The sequence below is a fragment of the Paraburkholderia sp. RL17-337-BIB-A genome (assembly GCF_046025895.1).
Taxonomy (GTDB): Bacteria; Pseudomonadota; Gammaproteobacteria; order Burkholderiales; family Burkholderiaceae; genus Paraburkholderia; species Paraburkholderia fungorum_C.
Window position 1 is genome coordinate 3,274,841 of the sequence record NZ_JARESY010000001.1, and the last position, 21,267, is coordinate 3,296,107.

General features: G+C 60.9%; 17 protein-coding genes. 7 read left to right on the forward strand and 10 right to left on the reverse strand.

The window, feature by feature from the left end:
* Positions 1-146: 146 nt before the first annotated feature.
* A complete protein-coding gene (dnaE, locus tag P0D84_RS14725; RefSeq protein WP_408337474.1) occupies positions 147-3,725 on the reverse strand; it encodes a DNA polymerase III subunit alpha in 3,579 nt (1,192 codons plus the stop codon).
* Between the two features lie 484 nt (positions 3,726-4,209).
* On the opposite strand from dnaE, the gene P0D84_RS14730 reads away from it, so the two are divergent.
* The 4 genes from P0D84_RS14730 to P0D84_RS14745 all read left to right on the forward strand — a co-directional run bounded on the left by P0D84_RS14730 (position 4,210) and on the right by P0D84_RS14745 (position 6,994).
* Complete coding sequence (locus P0D84_RS14730) at positions 4,210-5,073, forward strand: sulfurtransferase (protein WP_408337476.1); 864 nt, start codon at positions 4,210-4,212, stop codon at positions 5,071-5,073.
* 35 nt (positions 5,074-5,108) lie between these two features.
* Complete coding sequence (locus P0D84_RS14735; protein WP_408337478.1) at positions 5,109-5,516, forward strand: hypothetical protein; 408 nt, start codon at positions 5,109-5,111, stop codon at positions 5,514-5,516.
* Complete coding sequence (gene gluQRS / locus P0D84_RS14740) at positions 5,513-6,406, forward strand: tRNA glutamyl-Q(34) synthetase GluQRS (protein WP_408337480.1); 894 nt, start codon at positions 5,513-5,515, stop codon at positions 6,404-6,406. Before P0D84_RS14735 ends, gluQRS begins: the two co-directional genes overlap by 4 nt.
* A 327-nt stretch (positions 6,407-6,733) precedes the next feature.
* Positions 6,734-6,994: a hypothetical protein gene (locus P0D84_RS14745; protein ID WP_408337159.1), complete on the forward strand. Its 261-nt coding sequence runs from the start codon at positions 6,734-6,736 to the stop codon at positions 6,992-6,994.
* Positions 6,995-7,103: 109 nt separating this feature from the next.
* Here P0D84_RS14745 and tnpC read toward each other — a convergent pair whose 3' ends face one another.
* The 9 genes from tnpC to purT form a co-directional block, all read right to left on the reverse strand.
* Positions 7,104-8,660 (reverse strand): IS66 family transposase, encoded by a 1,557-nt coding sequence (gene tnpC, locus P0D84_RS14750; RefSeq protein ID WP_408337157.1) that lies wholly within the window; start codon positions 8,658-8,660, stop codon positions 7,104-7,106.
* Positions 8,661-8,690: 30 nt separating this feature from the next.
* Positions 8,691-9,038 carry an IS66 family insertion sequence element accessory protein TnpB gene (gene tnpB / locus P0D84_RS14755; protein WP_408243351.1) on the reverse strand — a complete coding sequence of 116 codons (348 nt, stop codon included), beginning with the start codon at positions 9,036-9,038 and terminating at the stop codon, positions 8,691-8,693.
* Complete coding sequence (gene tnpA, locus P0D84_RS14760) at positions 9,035-9,433, reverse strand: IS66-like element accessory protein TnpA (protein WP_408337155.1); 399 nt, start codon at positions 9,431-9,433, stop codon at positions 9,035-9,037. Before tnpA ends, tnpB begins: the two co-directional genes overlap by 4 nt.
* A gap of 799 nt (positions 9,434-10,232) precedes the next feature.
* Complete coding sequence (locus P0D84_RS14765) at positions 10,233-11,720, reverse strand: DEAD/DEAH box helicase (protein ID WP_408337483.1); 1,488 nt, start codon at positions 11,718-11,720, stop codon at positions 10,233-10,235.
* A gap of 262 nt (positions 11,721-11,982) precedes the next feature.
* Positions 11,983-13,419, reverse strand: coding sequence for an aldehyde dehydrogenase family protein (locus P0D84_RS14770; RefSeq protein WP_408337485.1), 1,437 nt, complete (start codon positions 13,417-13,419; stop codon positions 11,983-11,985).
* A gap of 82 nt (positions 13,420-13,501) precedes the next feature.
* Positions 13,502-15,154 (reverse strand): acetolactate synthase large subunit, encoded by a 1,653-nt coding sequence (locus P0D84_RS14775; RefSeq protein WP_408337487.1) that lies wholly within the window; start codon positions 15,152-15,154, stop codon positions 13,502-13,504.
* A gap of 268 nt (positions 15,155-15,422) precedes the next feature.
* Positions 15,423-15,791, reverse strand: coding sequence for an MliC family protein (locus P0D84_RS14780; RefSeq protein ID WP_408337489.1), 369 nt, complete (start codon positions 15,789-15,791; stop codon positions 15,423-15,425).
* 175 nt (positions 15,792-15,966) lie between these two features.
* Positions 15,967-16,179 carry a DUF6726 family protein gene (locus P0D84_RS14785; RefSeq protein WP_408337491.1) on the reverse strand — a complete coding sequence of 71 codons (213 nt, stop codon included), beginning with the start codon at positions 16,177-16,179 and terminating at the stop codon, positions 15,967-15,969.
* Between the two features lie 71 nt (positions 16,180-16,250).
* On the reverse strand, positions 16,251-17,465 hold the full coding sequence (purT, locus tag P0D84_RS14790) for a formate-dependent phosphoribosylglycinamide formyltransferase (RefSeq protein ID WP_408337493.1): 1,215 nt from the start codon (positions 17,463-17,465) through the stop codon (positions 16,251-16,253).
* Between the two features lie 275 nt (positions 17,466-17,740).
* Between purT and P0D84_RS14795 the strand changes: the two genes are divergently transcribed.
* The 3 genes from P0D84_RS14795 (at position 17,741) to P0D84_RS14805 (ending at position 21,234) form a co-directional block, all read left to right on the forward strand.
* Positions 17,741-18,280 (forward strand): META domain-containing protein, encoded by a 540-nt coding sequence (locus P0D84_RS14795; RefSeq protein WP_408337495.1) that lies wholly within the window; start codon positions 17,741-17,743, stop codon positions 18,278-18,280.
* Positions 18,281-18,675: 395 nt separating this feature from the next.
* Entirely contained in the window at positions 18,676-19,689 is a 1,014-nt protein-coding gene (locus P0D84_RS14800) for an META domain-containing protein (protein ID WP_408337497.1), read from the forward strand.
* A gap of 549 nt (positions 19,690-20,238) precedes the next feature.
* Positions 20,239-21,234, forward strand: a complete 996-nt coding sequence (locus tag P0D84_RS14805; protein ID WP_408337499.1) for an META domain-containing protein — start codon at positions 20,239-20,241, stop codon at positions 21,232-21,234.
* The last annotated feature ends 33 nt before the right edge of the window (positions 21,235-21,267 follow it).

Genomic DNA, 21,267 nt, shown 5'->3' on the forward strand with positions numbered 1-21,267 from the left:
GCCAGGCCTCGTTCCTGAGCCAATTTCAACGGAACGTACAGCATTGGATAGCAACGGCCAGGCGGCAGCAACCCCAGCGTCAGTGCCACGAAAATTGATCGACTGTGCCCGCGCGAGCTATGCGATCGGCGCGGGCAAACCGGTCATCAATAAACGATTTCGATCGAGCTTCCGGCAAATTCGCCGCGCAATGCCGCGAGCAGTTCGTCGGTCGGCTTCACGCGCCACGCGTCGCCCAGCCGCATTTCGCCTTGCGCATTCTCGCTGCGATAGACCACCTGCACGGCGAGGCCGTTCGGAATCTGCACCGCCTGACGCTGCCCACCGCCGCCATAACCACCGCCGTTGCGCCCAGCGCCTGCGCCACCTCCGTTGCCGCGCGATGACGCTGCCGGCGCCGGCGCAGCTTGTGGCTCGTCCTTACCCGCGCTATGCGCTTCGAGCACACGCCGCAACGCCAATGCGTCTGCATTACCGTTCATCTGGACCTTCACGGCTTCCGCATAACGGCAACGCGCGCGGCCGAGATCCATCACCGTATCGACCGTGAAACGGATGCCGCCCGTAAATGCGTCGTTACGCGCCTGGCCTTGCACCACCAACAATTCGTCTTCCTTGAACAACTGCTTGTGCGCTTCAAAGGTCTCGTTGAAGACGGTCACTTCGCATTGGCCGGTGCCGTCGTCGAGCAGCGCAATCAGCATCTTGCCGCGCTGGGTCATCTGTGTGCGCAGCGACGCGATCACGCCCGCGACCAGCTTGTCGCGGCCTTCCTTCAGTTCGCCGATTTTCTGACGCACAAAGCGGCGCACTTCGTCCTTATACGCATCGAACAGGTGGCCCGACAGGTAGAAGCCGAGCGCGGCTTTTTCTTCCTGCAGCTTCTTTTTTTCCGGCCATTCGGGCTCGTCGACCAGCTCGTGACCTTGCGACGGCGCATCGCCCATGTCGAACAGGCCCGCCTGCATCGCATTGGCGCTTGCCTGCTCGGCGGCTTCCATGGCCAGCGAGACGGAGGCGATCAGTTGCGCGCGATTCGCGTGCAGCGTGTCGAAGGCGCCGGCGCGGATCAATGCTTCCACCGTGCGGCGATTGACGATCCGGCGATCGACCCGGTTGCAGAAATCGAAGATGTCGATGAACGGACCTTCTTCGCGTGCTCGGATGATTTCTTCGATCGCGTTCTGGCCGCTGCCCTTGATCGCGCCGAGACCGTAGCGGATTGTTTTCGACCGCTTGCCGTCCGCTTCCGCTACCGGCTCGAAACGGTATGCGGACAGATTGACGTCCGGCGGCAGCACGGCCATCTTGTTCGTGAGGCAATCTTCGAACAGGATCTTGACCTTGTCCGTGTCGTCCATGGCGAGCGACATATTCGCCGCCATGAATTCGGCCGGATGATGCGCCTTCAGCCACGCGGTGTAGTACGCAAGCAGCGCATACGCCGCCGCGTGCGACTTGTTGAAGCCGTAGCCCGCGAACTTCTCCATCAAGTCGAAGATTTCGTCCGCTTTGTCGCCGGTCAGCCCGTTCTTCGCGGCGCCCTGGCGGAACAGCTCGCGGTGCTCGGCCATTTCCTCGGCCTTCTTCTTACCCATCGCGCGGCGCAGCAAGTCGGCACCGCCGAGCGAGTAACCGCCGATGATCTGCGCCATCTGCATCACCTGCTCCTGATAGACCATGATGCCGTAGGTCTCTTTCAGAACAGATTCGACGCGCGGATCCGGATACTCCACCACTTCGCGGCCGTGCTTACGTGCACAGAAGCTCGGGATCAGGTCCATTGGGCCCGGACGGTACAACGCGACCAGCGCGATGATGTCCTCGAAGCGGTCAGGCTGTGCGTCTTTCAGCATGCCCTGCATGCCGCGGCTTTCCAGCTGGAACACAGCGACCGTGTTTGCTTTCTTCAGGATCGAGAACGAGGGCGCGTCGTCGAGCGGCACTTGCGCCAGCGACCAGTCTTTCTTCGACGGATCGAGACGGCGGATATAGCGCTCGGCCCAATCCAGAATCGTCAGCGTGGTGAGACCCAAAAAGTCGAACTTCACGAGGCCGACGGCTTCGACGTCGTCCTTGTCGTACTGGCTCACCACGCCGCTTTCATCGCCCTGCGTATAGAGCGGACAGAAATCGGTCAGTTTGCCGGGCGCGATCAGCACGCCGCCGGCGTGCATACCGACGTTACGCGTGAGGCCTTCCACGCGCTGCGCGAGTTCGAGCAACTGGTGCACTTCATCTTCGTTGTCGAAGCGCTCCTGCAACAGCGGCTCTTCCTTCATCGCGTCGGCGATGGTGACGTGTTTGCCCGGTTTGAACGGAATCAGCTTGGCGATGCCGTCCGTGAACATGTAGCCGAGATCGAGCACGCGGCCGATGTCGCGCACCGCCGCTTTCGCCGCCATCGTGCCGAAGGTGGCGATCTGCGACACGGCGTCCGCGCCGTACTTCTCCTTGACGTACTGAATCACACGGTCGCGGCCGTGCTGGCAGAAGTCGATGTCGAAGTCGGGCATCGAGACCCGTTCCGGATTCAGGAAACGTTCGAACAGCAGGTTGTAGCGCAGCGGATCGAGGTCGGTCACGCCGAGCGCGTACGCGACCAGCGAACCTGCCCCCGAACCCCGGCCCGGACCGACCGGCACGCCGTTGTTCTTCGCCCAGTTGATGAAGTCCGCAACGATCAGGAAGTAGCCCGGGAAGCCCATCTTGATGATCGTGCCGCACTCGAATTCGAGGCGCTGGTAATACGTTTCGCGCTGCGCCTCGCGCTCGGCTTCAACCGGATACAGCTGTTCGAGACGCTTTTCCAGGCCCTCTTTCGACAATTGCACGAGGTAGTCGTCGAGCGACATGCCGTCGGGTGTCGGAAAGAGCGGCAGCTTCGGCTTGCCGAGTTCGAGCGTGAGGTTGCAGCGTTTGGCGATTTCGACACTATTGGCGAGCGCCGACGGAATGTCCGCGAACAACTCAGCCATCGCTTCTTGCGTGCGGAAATACTGCTCCGACGTAAAGCGCTTCGAGCGGCGCGGATTCGCCAGGATGTCGCCTTCTGAAATACACACGCGCGCTTCGTGCGCGGTGAAATCGTCCGGCGTCATGAACTGCATGGGATGGGTGGCCACCACCGGCAATTTCAGCGACGCCGCGAGTGCGACCGCCTGCTGCACGTATTGTTCGCCGCCCGGCTGACCGCACCGTTGCAGTTCGATATAGAAGCCGCCGGGGAACACCTTCGCCCAATGCAAGGCATTGCGTTTGGCCGCTTCTTCGTTGCCGGCGGCAAGCGCGAGCCCGACGTCGCCCTGTTGCGCACCCGACAACGCAAGCAGGCCTTCACCCAGACCCGATTCAAGCCAGCCGGCTTCAACCTCCGCGCGGCCGCGATACTGATTCGTGAGGGATGCCTTGCTGAGCAGCTCGCACAGATTCAGATAGCCGCGCCGATTCTTGACCAGCAGCAGCAAACGCGAAGGCTTCTCGCGGTCGTCCGGATTGGTGATCCAGACGTCGCAGCCGGCAATGGGTTTGACCCCTTTGCCGCGGGCTTCCTTGTAGAAACGGACGAGGCCGAACGCGTTGCCAAGGTCGGTTAGGGCAAGCGCGCCCTGACCATCTTTGGCAGCGGCCTTGACGACGTCGTCAAGACGCACGATGCCATCGGCAATCGAGAATTCGGAGTGAACGCGGAGATGAACGAAGCGGGGATCTGACATGGGCGACATTGTAACTCCACCCTTCCGGAGTTTTCAGGCCAAAACCGCGCGTTAGCCGTTTGGCTTAGGACGGAAACGCGAGCGCGCCGTACACCGGCGGTTTGCGGGCAGTGGCAGGTTTCGGTGACAGCGTCCGGGCGTGCTTGCGCGCCCGGATGGACCAGCCGGAGCACATTCGGCGATATTTCACTGGCCAGAATCCACCGTCCGGTGCGGGCGTGCGAGGAACGGTCAAGCTGCGCCGTGCGGCGCGTTGCCAATGAAGAACGTTCAGCAGCGTGTGGAGTGCGCCGAGGCAAGCGCCGTGCAAGTTTGCGAGCGATTTGCGCTGCCGCAACTGGCTGGCCATTCGGCCGAGTCGGCTTAAGCGCCGGCTTGAGGGATAATACGGGTTTCGCCTATTCGACGTGATCGGCCGCACGGAGGCTGAATGCGGGCGTCTCAATGCGCCCCGTTTTCCGCGCCGCCGGGCACTTCTTACTGCTGGACACACATGAGTACCGTCAATCTCGCCGCGTATCATTTCGCGACTATCGAAGACACCGCCGCATGGCGCCCGCTCGTCACCGAGCGCTGTAGTGCGCTCGGCCTGCGCGGCACCGTCCTGCTGGCGCCGGAAGGCATCAACCTGTTCGTCGCGGGCACGCGCGAAGCCGCGGACGCCTTCATCGACTACATCCGTCACGATGCGCTGTTCGAAGGCAAGTTCGCAAATCTGCAATTCAAGGAAAGCCTGTCGGAAAAGCAGCCGTTCACCCGCATGCTGGTCAAGCTCAAGCGCGAGATCATCACGATGAAAAAGCCGGCCATCCGGCCGGAGCTCGGCCGCGCGCCGTTCGTCGACGCCCCCACGCTGAAAAGCTGGCTCGACCGGGGCCATGACGACGAAGGCCGCCCCGTCGTCATGCTCGACACACGCAATGCATTTGAAGTGGACGTCGGCACGTTCGACGCCGCGCTCGACTACCGCATTACGAAATTCAGTGAGTTTCCGGAAGTGATCGAGCAGAACCGCGCCGATCTCGAAGGCAAGACGGTGGTGTCGTTCTGCACGGGCGGCATCCGCTGCGAGAAGGCTGCGATCCACATGAAGGAAGTTGGCATCGAGAACGTCTACCAACTGGAAGGCGGCATCCTGAAATATTTCGAGGAAGTGGGCGGCGCCCACTATCACGGCGACTGCTTCGTGTTCGACTATCGCACCGCGCTCAATCCGCAATTGGAGCCGACCGCGACGGCGCAATGTTTCGGCTGTCGCGCGGTAGTGACGCCCGAGGCGCAGCAATCGCCGCTGTATGTGGCCGGCAAGACGTGTCCGGAATGCCATCCGGACAGCAAGGCGGCCGCCGCCGCGTGATGAGAGCAAGCGCCTTCGCACGATCGCTGCGAGGCATGTTGCACGTGTGCGGTGTGTCCGGCGTGTCCGGCGTGTCCGGCGTGCTCAGCGTGTCCGGCGTGCTCAGCGTGTCCGGCGTGTCCGGCGTGTTCGGTGTGCTCGGCGTGCTCGGTGTGCTCGGTGTGCTCGGTGTGCTCGGTGTGCTCGGTGTGCTCGGCGTGCTCGGCGTGCTCGGGGCACGGTACGCTACGGCTGTCGCACACATGACGAACGCGGCCGGTCTGCTGCGACCGCCTGCGCCGTGGCCGCAGCGTTTACTCGTGCAACGGGCTCCGAACGAGACCAAGCCATGCGAGGTTGCTGGCCCGCACGGCGGAAGCAGGCAAGACACGGCGCAGGCAGCCATTTTCCGGATGGCGGTGAGCGCGCCCCGTTTCTTCCGCACTGATCCATCCGCCTCATGACCTATCGTGGACGCTTTGCGCCGTCGCCTACCGGGCCCTTGCATTTCGGCTCGCTGGTGAGCGCGCTCGCGAGCTGGCTGGACGCCCGTGCGCACGGCGGTGCGTGGCTTGTACGTATTGAAGACATTGACGGTCCTCGCACCGTCCCTGGCGCGGCCGAAGACATTCTGACGACGCTTGAACGATTCGGCATGCACGCAGACGAGCCGCCGGTCTGGCAAAGTCGCCGCATGGCGCGCTATCAGGAAGCACTGGATCAACTGAAGGCTGCCGGTCTGATTTATCCATGTGGCTGCACGCGCAAGGAGATTGCGGATTCGTTGTTGAGTGCGCACGCGCGCAACACCACGCTGGCCTATCCCGGTACGTGTCGCAACGGCCTGCACGGCAAACCGGCGCGAGCCTGGCGCCTGCGCGTGCCCGACGGCGACGCTGCGGTGATCACATTCGAAGACCGCTGGCAGGGCAAGCAGACGCAGAACCTGGCCACCGAGGTCGGCGACTTCGTCCTGAAGCGTGCCGACGACCAGTGGGCATACCAACTGGCGGTGGTGGTCGATGATGCGGACGCGGACATAACGCACATCGTGCGGGGCGCGGACTTGATGGATTCAACGGCGCGGCAGATTTACCTGCAGCGTTGTCTGGGCGTGCCGACACCAGAGTATTTGCACGTACCGGTGGTCACGAACGGACAGGGCGAAAAGCTTAGCAAGCAAAACGGTGCAACCGCGCTGGACAATGACAGACCACTTGAGACACTGAGCGCAGCCGCGCGGCACTTAGGACTTGAGATGAGCGGCACCGAACACACGACGCTAAATGACTTCTATGCCGCCGCAACGACCGCATGGGCAAAGCGCGTGGACGTAAGAGTGCAACGCAACTAGCGCCCAAAAGCGCCGGATACAAACGAGACACGTCAACACCCGAAGGGCGCCAGCGGAGAGCGATCCAGATAGCTGGTAGCTGGCTTTGGCTTTGGCTTTGGCTTTGGCTTTGGCTTTGGCTTTGGCTTTGGCTTTGGCTGGGGCTGGGGCTGGGGCTTTTGGCTTTTGGCTTTTGGCTTTTGGCTGTAAGCGCCTCGCTTGGACCGTTCGGGTTTTTCTGGACGACGCGATGTGAAGCGGGACATGCTATCTCCTTTGGGTATTTTGCGTTACCCGGTAACGAATTCAGACATATCGTTACCGGGTAACAACGACGAGGAGAAACCGATGGCGCAAACAACAGCGGAGCGGCAGGCCGCCTTCCGGGCAAGGCGGGCGACAGCTGGAAACGATGGCAACGGGGAGCGGCGGCTTGATATGTGGGTGACCACTGAAGCCGATCTCGCGCTCGCACGGCTGGCACGCCGTTACTCGGTAACGAAGCGTGAGATGCTGGAGCGGCTGGTAGTGCGGGCGGACGCGGCTATCGTGCGCAGGCTCGATCCGGACTCCGCAGAATGGGATACCTACTTCCAGGTTCGACGGTAGCCCTTCAGCGTTACCGGGTAACGGACCGCTGTCCCAGGTGCAGTCGGCTACTGGCTCAGCGCGTGTGAGCCGTTCCGGGCGATCGGGGCGTGCTGTCCACCGCTGTTGTTCAACCGGTCGGAACCGCAGGTTGGGGCGGATTTTGCAGGTGTGCGGCAACGCGCCAGGGCAGCAATTCGTCGACGCGGTTGATCGGGTGATCGGCGATGCAGGTCAGCACATGGCACAGGTAAGCACGCGGATCGACGCCATTGAGTTTGCACGTGGCGATCAGCGAGTACATCGCCGCTGCCCGCTCACCGCCGCTGTCAGAGCCGGCGAACATGAAGTTTTTTCGTCCCAGTGAGACACAGCGCAGCGCGTTCTCCGCGATGTTGTTGTCTATCTCCACCGTGCCATCGTCGCAGTACAGCGTCAGCGCGAGCCATTGATTGAGCGAGTAGTTGATGGCCTTGGCCGTATCCGACTTCGTTGACAGCATCTGGAGCTTTGCCCTGAGCCATGCACCGTAGGTTTCAAGCAGCGGTTTGGCCTTCTCCTGCCGCACACGCAGCCGCTCGGCAGGCGGCTTGCCGCGGATACTGGCTTCGATGCCGTAGAGCTCGCCAATATAGTCGAGCGCCTTTTGCGTGGTTTCAGACGGCGTGCGCACGTGAATGTCGTACAGCTTTCTCCTCGCGTGCGCCCAGCATGCTGCCTCGCGCATCGAGCCGTCCCGGAACAGCTCGTTGAAGCCCGAATACGCGTCTGCCTGCAGGATCCCGCTGAAGCCGGTCAGATGGCGCTGGGGATGGACGCCTTGCCGGTTGGGCGAGTACGCAAACCAGACGGCGGCTGGTTCCTTCGAACCGGACCGACGGTCATCACGCACATAGACCCACAGCCGGCCTGTCTTTGTCTTCTTGTTGCCCGGCGCGAGCACAGGGATCGGCGTGTCGTCCGCATGGATCTTGAGGCCGCCCATCGCGTAGCGGCGCAGCGCTTTCACCAGCGGATCGACGAGCGCCTCGCACTGACCAACCCAGCGGCCCATGCTCGCCGGGTCCAGTTTGACGTTTTCGCGTGCAGCGATCTCCGACTGCCGGTAAAGCGGCTGGTGATCGGCATACTTGGCCACAAAGATCTCGGCAAGCAGGCTTGGGTGCGCGATGCCGCGCTGAATCGGCAGGCTCGGTGCCGGCGGCTGAACGATGCGACCGCAGCAGGCGCAGATCTTCTTGCGCCGGATGGTGCGGATGACCTTGAACGCTGCCGCGATGCGGCCGAGCTGCTCGGAGACGTCCTCGCCCAGCGCTTGCATCTGGCCGCCGCATTCGGCGCAGGTTGGCTCCGGCTCGAGCACGTGCTCCTCACGCGGCAGGTGGTCCGGGAGCGCCTCGCGCGAAGCACGTTCGGGCGCGTCGGACCTGCTCCTGCCGCCGGCCTGTGCTTCGCGCGTTTCGGCTGCGCCACGGCTGCCGGTCAGATCATCCAGTCGGGTCTCAAGTTCCGCAATTTGCCGGTCCAGTTTCTCGGACTTGCGGCCGAACTGCATGCGCTTGAGCTTGTCGATCTGTGCCTTGAGCCGTTCGATTTCCAGATCGCGCTCGGCCAGGGACGCCCGCGCCTCGAGCAACAAGGCCTTGAGTGCATCGATGTCATCAGGAAGGTCGCTGGCATCAGACATGCCACGCAGTTTACGCAGGTGTTGCGCGGTTTACAACATCGACAGTGGCTCGGCGGTACGGCGTGGCTGCCGCCAGTCGATGCCCTCAAGCAGCATCGACAGCTGGGCCTGGGTCAGATGGATCTTGCCGCTATCGGCCTGCGGCCAGACAAAGCGGCCACGCTCGAGCCGCTTTGCAAGCAGCCATAGCCCGTCGCTGGTAGCCCAAAGAATTTTTATCAGATCACCTCGACGGCCGCGGAAGATGAACACGTGACCGCCCAGCGGATTCTCCTGAAGCGCCGTCTGTACCTTGGCGGCCAGGCCCTGGAACCCGGAACGCATGTCGGTCACCCCCGCGGCAATCCAGATGCGTGTGCCCGCCGGCAGACCGATCATCGCGACAGCTCGCGAATCAGCAGCCGCAGTGTCTCCGGCGAGACCTCGCCGCGAATGCGCAGGCGTGCACGCTCGAACTCCACCTCGCAGACACTCTCCAGCGGCTCAGTTGTAGTGACCGTTGGCGGCGGCGCCTGTACAGACGTACCGTCGATGATGTTCACCGGCAATAACGGCGGAATCTCGCACTCCGCCTGCTCGGACAGCGTCGGCAGACCGTACGCTCCCTCGAGATACGCTCGCCGCCACTTGAAGAGCAGGTTCGCGTTGACATCATTGCCGCGCGCGATCAGGGCAACCGATGCACCCGGCTCAAAGGATTGCTCGACCAGGTGCCTCTTGAACTCGAGCGAGAAATTCGGCCGCTTGGTGCGTGCGCTTGATGTTTTGTCCACGTTGGTGCCCACAATAATTTGGTGGACACCAAATTACCCAAAGCATCGACCAGTCGTCCAGAATGGCCCTCGCGAGTTGCTTACTTTTGGCTTTTGGCTTTTGGCTTTTGGCTTTTGGCTTTTGGCTTTTGGCTTTTGGCTTTTGGCTTTTGGCTTTTGGCTTTTGGCTTTTGGCTTTGGCCGTGGCCGTGGCCGTGGCTCGGGCTGGGGCTTTGGCTTTAGCGGGGGCTTTGGCTTTAGCGGGGCGTTGGCTTTAGCTTTGGTTGGGGCTTTGGTTGGGGCTTTGGCTAGGCGCTGGCTGCCGTAGCGGCAAGCGGCAAGCGGCAAGCGGCAAGCGGCAAGCGGCAAGCGGCAAGCGGCAAGCGGCAAGCGGCAAGCGGCACGATAGCATCGCTAAGGCGTTCGCGGCGTCTGTCGATCGATCGAGTGGAAAGGGGGCGAGGGGTTTAGGAAAGTACCGCTACGGCACGCGCAGCGCTGCCGGAAGTATGACGGCTGTGTCACTCACGCGGAATGTGCGAGAACCCAGATTCCAGATGCACCACTACCAGAACTGCGCGGGGGACCCGCTTATGAGCTGGCGGTGTGAGCCGCTTTCTTTTGCCTACTTTTCTTTGCGGCCGGCAAAGAAAAGTAGGTGCCGCCCCGCACAGGGGCAACACTAATAGACCACCAACAAATCAAGGAAAGGCCAAACACCGCAGGCACACAACCCAAAAGCGCCACGCAAGCAACCAGACCAAGCAAAGGCCAACGCCCAAAAAAACTACAGCCCCCACCCGCACCCAAGCAAAAAAAATCACGAAGACGAAGTCGACTTCCTCGGCATCCCAAACCCCCCAAGCAACGCCGCCAACGGCTGCTTGGAAGCAGCCTTCTGCGGAGCAGCAGCGGACGAGGCAGCCGCCTCTTCAATCTTCCGAATGGAAGCCGCCGAAGGCTCATAAGGCTTAAGAAAAAAATCATCCACAGGCTGCGCACGATGATGATGCGGCCGATCGAACGCCCCCGAACCCGAAGCTCCGGAACGCCGGCGACCGCCCCGCTCATCACGACCTTCCGCGCGGCCATCAACGCGCTCACGCCGCGGTGGCCGCTCTTCATGGTGATGCCGCACCGGCGTATCCACAGTCAGACGTTGCACATCCAAAGGCCGCTTGATCAGCTTCTCAATATCGGCAAGCTGCTTACGCTCATTCGGGCTGCACAGCGACAACGCATCGCCCGAGGCTCCAGCACGCCCAGTGCGCCCAATCCGGTGCACATAATCCTCAGCATTGAACGGCAGATCGAAATTGATCACGGCGGGCAGCTCGGCAATATCCAGACCACGCGCGGCGACATCGGTCGCCACCAAAGCCTCGATCTCGCCACGCTTGAACGCATCCAGAGCCTGCATCCGTTCATTCTGCGTCCGGTCGCCGTGAATCGCCGTGGCGATCACACCGTCGCGCTCGAGACTCCGCGCCAGACGGCTCGCGCCGATCTTGCTGTTACAAAACACGATCACCTGCTTGAGGTTGCGATCGCGAATCAGTTTGACGACAGCACCCGTCTTGTCGCCCTCGGCCACTTCATAAACAGTCTGCGTCACATTGGTCGCGGTCGAATTGCTGCGCGCGACTTCGATCGTCTGCGGATCGCGCAGATAGGTGGCGGCAAGCTTCTTGATTTCGCCCGAGAACGTAGCCGAAAACAGCAGCGTCTGACGTTCCTTCGGCAGCAGGTTCAGAATGCGCTGCAAATCCGGCAGGAAGCCCATGTCGAGCATCCGGTCGGCTTCGTCGAGCACGAGAATCTGCACCTGCCCCAGGTTGGCGGTTTTCTGTTGCACGTGATCGAGCAGACGGCCCGGCGTGGCGATCAGAATTTCCACGCCGCGGCGCAGTTGCTCGGATTGCGGATTCATATCGACGCCGCCGAACACCACCGCACTGCGCAGCGCCGTGTGTTTCGCGTACGCCTGCACGTTAGCGGCGACCTGGTCGGCGAGTTCGCGGGTCGGCGTGAGGATCAGCGCGCGCACCGGATGGCGGGCGGGCGATGCGCTCGTGCTGGCCTGCGGCAGCAGACGCTGGATGATCGGCAGCGAGAAGCTCGCGGTCTTGCCCGTGCCGGTTTGCGCGGCGCCCATCATGTCACGGCCGGCCAGCACGACGGGAATCGCCTGCTCCTGGATCGGCGTAGGGATGGTGTAGCCCGATTCTTTGACGGCTTTCAGGATGTCGGGCGCGAGGCCGAATTGATCAAAAGTCGCAGTGCTGGGCGTGACGGCTGTGTCGGACATGGTGGCTTTCGCTAAAAATGCGCTTGGCGCGGGTGCGCACGGCAGCGGTCGGAACCGCAGAGGGCATCAGGATGAAGGCGGAGCCACGGCGTTCCGCACGGGGACCCGTCAGTATCACGGGAAAAAATGCGGCCGGCTCCGGCCGGCGGAAACACCCGCCGGAAAGGCCGGTATTGTAGCACTTCAGCAAAAACACTCATGGCGCTTCTGCCGGCTTTCTGCTTACGGTGGCGAAAGCCGGCCGGGGGACGTGGCGCACGGCTCACCACGTCTCGCGCATCACCATCAACCGCATCTCGGTCATATCCTCGATCGCGTAGCGCACACCCTCGCGTCCGAGCCCCGAATCCTTCACGCCGCCATACGGCATGTTGTCGACCCGGAACGACGGCACGTCATTGATCACCACGCCGCCCACTTCGAGCCCATCCCACGCGCGATGCGCATGAGCGAGCGAATCGGTGAACACGCCGGCCTGCAGGCCGAAGTCGCTATCGTTGACGGTGGCCAGCGCGGCGTCGAAATCGTCGAAACGCTCCAGAATCGCCACCGGCCCGAACGCTTCCTTACGATACAGATCGGTGTCGCGCTTTACGCCCTCGAGCAGGGTGGCCTCGAACATCGCGCCGTCGACCTTGCCGCCCGCGACGATCTTCGCGCCCGCCTGCACCGCGCTTTCCATCCAGCCAGCGAGACGTTTGGACTCGGATTCGGAGATCATCGGCCCGACAAAGGTCTTTTCGTCCTTCGGATCGCCCATCACCAGCGACTTCGTTTTGGCGATCAGTTTCTCGCGCAGCGCGTCGTAGACCTTCGCATGCACCAGAATCCGCTGCACGCCGATGCAACTTTGCCCCGACTGATAGAACGCGCCGAACGCCAGCCGGTCGACCACGTAGTCGAGCTTCTCACCCTGATCGCCGTCGACGATCGCGGCCGCGTTGCCGCCCAACTCCAGAATCACCTTCTTCTTGCCGGCCTTTTTCTTCAACTCCCAGCCCACCGCGGGCGAGCCGGTGAAGGACAGCAGCTTGAAGCGCTCATCGGTGGTGAACAGGTCGGCGCCGTCGCGATGTGCCGGCAGAATCGAGAACGCGCCTTTCGGCAAATCGGTTTCCGCCAGAATCTCGCCCATGATCAGTGCGCCGACCGGCGTGCGGCTCGCGGGCTTCAACACGAACGGCACGCCGGCGGCGATGGCCGGCGCGACCTTGTGCGCGGTCAGGTTCAGCGGAAAATTGAACGGCGAGATAAACGAGCACGGCCCGATCGGCACGCGCTTCACGTAGCCGTGATAGCCCTTCGCGCGCGGCGAAATCTCCAGATTGACGATTTCGCCGTCGATGCGCACCGACTCTTCAGCCGCCACCTTGAACGTATCGATCAGACGCGTGACCTCGCCTTTCGAGTCGTTGATCGGCTTGCCGGCTTCGATACAGAGCGCGAGCGCCAATTCATCGTAACGCTCGCGAAAGCGCTTCACGCAATGTTCGAGCACGGCTTGACGCTTGAAGGGCGGAAACGTGCGCAATGCGGGCATGGCGTCGACAGCGTAACCGATCGCTTTGTCGATCGCCGTCGCGTCTGCCATCGCCACGCGGGTCGCCACTTCGCCGCTGAATTTATCGGTGACTTCGAGATCGGTGTTGGCGGCCACCGCAACGTTTGCGAGGTAGTACGGGTAAGTCTTGTTCAACATGACACGTTCTCCTTTCCGACAACTGACATTAGTCATGCGGCCAGCAAGGGCTATGCCCCGTTGCCGCTCATCGCTGGTCCGCTCATAGTTGTGCTGAGAGCCGTTTGATCTCGCGATTCAGCACGCGCTCGTTGTCCGAGTAGTCGATCGGCAAATCGATCACATGCACGCCGGGCGTCGCGAAACATTCGCGCAGCAACGGCGCGAACTCCGCTGCCGATTCAATGCGATGACCTTTCGCGCCGTAACTCTCTGCATACGCGACGAAATCCGGGTTGCTCAGCGTCATGCCGTAGTCCGGGAAGTTCATGTTTTCCTGCTTCCAGCGGATCATGCCGAACGCGTCGTCGCGCAGAATCAGGATCACCAGATCGAGCTTCAGACGCACCGCCGTTTCCAGTTCCTGCGAATTCATCATGAAGCCGCCGTCGCCGCATACAGCCATGACCTTGCGGTCCGGGTGCACGATCTTGGTCGCGATCGCCGACGGCAAGCCGGCGCCCATCGACGCCAACGCGTTATCAAGCAGCAGCGAATTCGGTTCGTGCGCACGGTAATAGCGCGCGAACCAGATCTTGTACATACCGTTGTCCAGACACACGATGCCGTCCACCGGCGTGGTCTCGTAGACGTCGTTGACGATCCGCACCGGGTACATCGGGAACCGGTCGTCGTGCTGGCCTTTGACCAGATGCGCTTCGAAGTGCTGTTTGATTTCCTTGAAGCGCGTGAAGTCCCAATGTTCCTGCCGCTCCTTGAGACTTTCCTTGAGCTGCCAGACTGCGTTGGCAATATCGCCGACCACTTCGATCTGCGGGAAATACACCGTGTCCACTTCCGCGCCGAGAAAGTTGACGTGTATCACCGTCTTCTCGCCGGTGTCGCCGCTGCGCATGAAGAACGGCGGCTTCTCGATCACATCGTGGCCGACATTGATGATGCAGTCCGCGTGATCAATCGCGCGATGCACGAAGTCGCCGTCGGACAAGGTGGCGTTGCCGAGCCACATCGGGTGCGATTCGTCGATCACGCCCTTGCCCATCTGCGTCGTGAAAAACGGAATGCCAATCTGGTCGACGAATTCGCGCAGCATCCTGGTGGTGGTCTTGCGGTTGCCGCCCGCACCGATCATCAGCAATGGATGCATCGCCTTCGTGATCGCCTCGACCGCGCGCGCCACGGCCTTTTCTTCGGCGACGGGACGGCGGCTATAGCTCTTCGGAATCGGCTTGCCGTCGCCCTCTTCATCCGCGACGTCCTCGGGCAATTCGAGGTGCACGGCGCCGGGCCGCTCTTCTTCGGCCTGACGGACCGCCTCGCGCACCGAGGCCGGAATGTTGGCGATCGACACAATCTGCCGCGTGTACTTGGTGAGCGGCTCCATCATCCGCACTACGTCGACGATCTGGAAATGCCCCTGCTTGCTCGACTTGATCGGCTTTTGTCCGGTCACCATCAGCATCGGCATGCCGCCTAACTGCGCGTATGCGGCGGCGGTCACGAAGTTGGTCGCGCCCGGCCCGAGGGTGGACAGGCACACACCGGTGCGTCCGGTGAGGCGTCCATAGGTGGCGGCCATGAAACCCGCTGCCTGTTCATGACGCGTGAGGATCAGGCGAATTTTCGAGCGGCGCAGCGATTCGAGGAGATCGAGGTTTTCTTCACCGGGGATGCCGAACACGTACTCGACACCTTCGGCTTCCAGCGATTTGACGAACAGGTCCGATGCTTTCATGGAGGGTCTCGCTTGATGAAACGGACGCGGGCCACGGGCCCATCCGTTGAGGTCGGAAAACGGACGATCGAACACGACGACGGCCACGCGAACCGCGCGCGGCCCGACATAACGGTGATAGCGGGGACAGCAGTAACGGCGGACACAGCGGATACCATGCCAAACAGCTTACTACTCGAATGGAAAGGATGTGCGCCGGCGGGCAGCGCCGCAAGGCGGAGGCAAAGTGAGGCAGGCGGCGTGGTTGAGGAAAGCCGCCGCGGCATGCTTAGCGATTGATGGTGATGCAGTCGGACAGCATCGGCGGGGCGTTTTCGCCGTCGGTCGCGTCGTACAGGTCGGCGCGCGGGCCCTTGGTCCACCAGGTGTAGCTGCCGGCCTGATACTTCGCGCCTGAAGCCGATATCGTGTTGACGAACAGCAGTTGCCGGCCCTTTACAGGCACGAGCGCGAAGCTCTGGCCGTTCGTGGTGTTCCAGTAGGTCACATGCAGAATCTTGCCAGTCGCGCAGGTGTATTTGTGCGTCTGGCGATTCTTGGCCTGAATCTCGGCGAGGCGCAATGGCGCGGCCCAGGCATTGCCATTCAGCGCCGCGAGACCCGCTGCCGCAGTGACTGCAACAAGCCATTTCTTCATGAGATGCCTCGATCGTTGTTGCGCATCAAACAAGAGCGGCGCGCCCTGCACCGCGGCTGTGGTTGCCGCCATAGTTGCGGCTGCGTTGGGCGTACGGAACGCGGTTGCCACCATGTTTGCAACTACGTTGCCCGCCCGGAACGCTCACGGCCGTCGTCAACCCGTTGTGGCTCGTTTATGGATCGATCACGTCGGCGCACGCGTCGGTCGGCGCGGCGGCAACGTGCCCGACCAGCGGCACGATCTTCAAGCCGGCCGATGCGACCCGGCACGGTGCAGCGGCAAGGCCGCACCCTGTCATCCCGGCACACAGTGCGATCATCACGCCGAGGGCGCCGAAACGGACTAACTTGCCACGCCGCGTAGTCTTGCGGGATTCCAGGGCCATGCCTACCTCTACTTCTTCATTGAACATCAGTGAACTTCGATGAGTCAGATTACGCGTTGGGCAAAATTGCCTTACCTGGCCGAAACCGGCCGCACCGCCGCCGCGGCCTGCTTCGCGCGCGAGCGGGCTTCGTCGATACTCTCGCCGGTGGCGAGCGCCACGCCCATGCGGCGCTTGACAAAGCTCTCCGGCTTGCCGAACAGACGCAGATCCGCATTCGGCACGGCCAACGCCGCCGCGACGCCTTCGAACGCGATCCCCGCTTCGTCGAGACCGCCGTAAATCACCGCCGACGCACCCGGCGCCCGCAGCGACGTATCCACCGGCAAACCGAGGATCGCGCGCGCGTGCAGTTCGAACTCCGAGAAGCGTTGCGAGCACAGTGTGACCAGACCCGTGTCGTGCGGACGCGGACTCACTTCCGAGAACCATACGTCGTCGCCGCGAACGAAAAGTTCCACCCCGAACAAGCCCCTGCCGCCCAATGCCGCAGTCACCTTGTGCGCCACTTCACGCGAACGCTCAAGGGCGAGCGGGCTCATCGGCTGCGGCTGCCACGATTCGATGTAATCGCCCGCCACCTGCACGTGGCCGATCGGGTCGCAGAAATAGGTGCTGACCTCGCCGCTCGCCGGATCGATCGCACGCACTGTGAGCTGGGTGATTTCGTATTCGAAATCGATAAAGCCTTCGACGATCACGCGGCCGTGATTCACGCGTCCGCCCGCCATGGCGTATTGCCAGGCGGTTTCGACGTCCGCGTCGCTCTTCAGCACCGACTGCCCCTTGCCCGACGACGACATCACCGGCTTCACCACGCACGGATAGCCGACCTTGGCGATGCCTGCGCGTAGCTCGTCGAGCGAATCGGCGAACGCGTACGGCGAAGTCGGCAGGCCCAGCTCTTCAGCGGCCAGACGGCGGATGCCTTCACGATTCATGGTGAGTTGCGTGGCGCGCGCGGTCGGGATCACTTCGGCGAGGCCGTCGGTTTCGATCGCGGCGAGCGCATCCGTGGCGATCGCTTCGATCTCGGGGACGATCAGGTGCGGGCGTTCCTGTTCGACCAGCGCGCGCAAGGCGGCGTGATCCGTCATGTCGATCACGTGCGAACGATGCGCGACCTGATGACCCGGCGCGTTCGGATAACGGTCGACGGCGATCACTTCGACGCCCAGCCGTTGCAGCGCGATGATCACTTCCTTGCCGAGCTCGCCGGCGCCGAGCAGCATGACGCGTGTGGCGGATTCAGAAAGGGGCGTGCCGATCCGTTGGCCGATCTGCATGGGGTCTCCAGATAAAAGTCGGATGAGGGTGGGATTGGGTAGACCACGATGTTAACATGCGCACCCCACTCCGCACCCGTTGCGCCGACGTCGCGGCCCCCGCGCGGCGCCTTGCTCACCGGGTTCGCGTTGCTATCTGTGCGTAAGGCGCATAAAGACGTCGCGGGGCGCTGCGGCGCCGACGTTACAACAGTCCGTCGCACGCTGTTCGCTCGCGTGCGGCGTGCTGAGTGCGTTACCCTTACGCCTTCGCCAGTTTGAAGAGGAACGACGCCATGCTCCAAAGCTCCTCCGCGCGAGGTGTTGCGCGCTTCATCCCGTATGCGCGCACGGCCATCGCCGCGTTGAGCGTCGCCGCGCTATGCAGTGCGTGCGCCATGCCAAAGCACCCCGACTCGGAAGCGGCACCGCCCGATCCGTTCAACCCGGCCGCGACCCAGTTGCTCGACGACACCAGTTGGGTACTCGCCGGCTGGAAACAGGCCGACGGCACGGCACGCGCGGTTCCGTCCGCCGACCAGGGCGCGCCGATCACGCTCGTGCTCTCCACCGACAAAGGCCAGCGCCACGCCAGCGGCTTTTCCGGCTGCAATCGCTACATGGGCTCGTATGCGCTAAAAGACGGCAAGCTGAGCTTCGGCACCCTGGGCGGCACGCGCATGGCGTGCGCGACGCCGGGCGGGCAAATCGAAGGCCCGTATCTCAACGCGTTGACGCACATCGACCGTACCGGCGTGCAGATGCGCGCGCCGCAGCAGATGCAGTTGGTGCTCGATAACGGCGATACGCTGACCTTCGACCGCAGCGCTAAATGATGGGCAGGCGAGTGCGCGTCGACGGTGGACGCGCGGTGCGCCTGCTGACTCGACGGCCTTCGACCTGCTCGATCTTTCTCACGGCGGGCCTCTATTTGATTTCAAATGATGCCTGCGCGTAATCTCGCGCGCGAACCGATTGGAAAATCAGATCAATTACATTCCAATAAATAAGAAATTATTCTTAAATACTCTCAATAATTCTTATTAAAAAAAGCTCAAACCCACGCCCTCCGAAATAAAGCAGCGCCTCGTCATTTTGTCGCATTGCCTTCCTCAAGTACGCCGCCTACGATATTAACTGCATCCTTACCCGATGCAATCTATTGAAATTTATTTCGACTCGCCCATTATAATGGGCAGGATTTGTTGCGGATTAAAAACAGGAATTCATCATGATTACTTGTAGGCAATCCTTTTCCAATATATATGGCGACTCCAGCAAGGCGATTAACGTCGCTCATACCTACATAAGGCAAACCGGTTTTGGTATCCTGGCCGCAGCCGCACTCCTCACTGCTTGCGCGCTACCCGTTCACGCAGCCCTCCCCGCGCCACCGTCCCCTGTCTCGGAAAAGACAATCCAGAATACCGTTTGGGGCCTCCGGAACTGGACGCGCCCCGACAACAGCACACGAGCTGTCCCGCCTCAGGAAATTCCGGCAACGCTCGAGTTTGCGCCTGAAAACACGATCATTGGTTACACGGGTTGCAATACGATCTCAGGCAAATATTCTTTCGTGCAAGACAACCTGTCGATACAGACGGCCAGCATGGGCCGCCGGGCCTGTTTCACCTTGCCGGATAGCCGATTCGAACGAGAATATGCGAGGGCGCTGGGGACCATCGCCCAAACCCGCATGCTCGGCGGTTCTCCGCAGAGATTGCAAATCATTCTCGCCAACGGCGAGAGGCTGGAATTCTTGCCCCTCGAACATAATATCGTTGGACAGGCGAATTCCGCCCTCCGTGTCACCCAGGAACGAATCAGAAATACCAAGTGGACACTCAAAAGCTGGAAGCCCGCAAACGGCGACATGCGGCAATTGCCCACGGGCGAGAAATCACTCAGCCTCAATTTTTTTGATCAAGGGAGAGCGGACGGTTACACAGGATGCAACTCCATGCAGGCGAGCTATACATTCGCCGCTGGCAAGCTGTCAGTACAACCGGGCGTTACCACCCTGAAGTTATGCCAGGAAACATCCCGGGATCAACAAGGAAACCGCATCCGGGATAACTCCAGCTATATCCTGGAACGGGACTATCTCAATGCATTGTCTCAAATCAAATCGGCGGACATACAGATAGCGTCGAGCACTTCACAGCAATTGCGGCTGATTCTCGATAACCGCGACGCGCTGGAATTCGAGCGCAGTCCCGGGTGGATGACCGAGGGCTATAACTGATCGTCGTAGCCGCCGCCTGGCGCACCACATGGCGGACGACTCAGGGTTAGCCACACCATTCCGGCGGTGACTTCTGCGTAGATCAGTCACCGGTCGGAACGGAATTTTTTGCGTCCGCCCTCAAAGCATTTTCCGCTGTCAGTTTCAGTTTTAGAATCCTTGGCTTGCGCTTAAACGCGTCCGTCATTCGTTGATGTCTAGCATGCACGCGGTAGTTTTCGGCTGGTTCGGCGAGTCAGCCGTCTGGTTCATTCGTCTTTTCTGGCGGCTCTTAAAATCATGTCAACCATATTCCAATAAAAATGAGAACAAGAATTTTTTCTTAAAAATTCTTAATTATTTTTATCATTTCACTAAATTCCCCAACCCAACATCATTTAAAACAAAGCAGTAATCTTGTCAATTTGTCGCATTGCCCTCCTCAAGCAAGCCACCTACGATATTAATTGCATCCTTACTGATGCAATCCATTGAATTAAATTCATTTCAACTCACCCATGCCCTTAAAATAATGGGTAGAGTTTGTTGCGGATAAAAAAGGAATTTATCATGACTACTTGCAGGCAATCCATTTCCAATATAGATAGCGATTCCGGCAAGGCGATTAACGTCGCTCATACCTACGTAAAGCGTACCGGTTTGGGTATGCTAGTAGCAGTCACACTTTTCATTGCCTGCGCGCTGCCTGTTCACGCAGCCCCCCCGGCTCCCTCGTCTCCTGTCACGGAAAAGTCAATCCAGAAGACCGTCTGGAAACTTCAGTCCTGGACTCTCCCAGATAACAGCAGGCGAGACATACCTTCGGAACAGAATCAGGCAACGCTTGAGTTTGCGCCTGACAACAAGCTCATTGGTTATACGGGTTGCAATACGATCCCGGGCGAATATTCCTTCGAGCAAGATCAAGTGTGGATACGGACGGACAGGAGGACCCGTCGGAACTGTTCCCGCTTGCAGGATTACAAATTCGAACGGCAATATGCAAGAGCGCTGAGCAACAGCATCGAGACCGACATACTTGGTGGTTCTCCGCCGACATTAATAATTCGCACCTATGACGGCGAGAGGCTGGAATTTCGCTTCCTCCGGCAAAATCTCGATGCGCAGATGAATTCCGCACCGCGCGTCACCAAAGAACAAATCAAAAATACCAAATGGACACTAACACGCTGGGAGTCCGCAGACGGTGACATGCGGGAATTGCCCACGAACGGGCAACCTTTCCGCCTTGGTTTTTCTGATCAAGGGAAAGCCGAAGGTGACACAGGTTGCACCTCTATCGATGCAACCTATACGTTCGCCGATGGCAACCTGTCCATGCAACCGGTCGCGACCACCCGGCGAGGAGGTGAAAAAATATCCCATGATCGACAAGGAAACGACATGCAGGAATGCCCGAGCCGCCTCCTGGAACAGGATTATGTCTATTCATTGACCCAAATCCGGGCGGCGCACATACAAGCAGCGTCGAGCACTTCACAACGATTGCGTTTGTTTCTCGACAACTACGACATGCTGGAATTCGAGCGCAGCCCCGGTGGATGACGGAGGGTTTGATTGATCGTCGTAGCCGTCGCC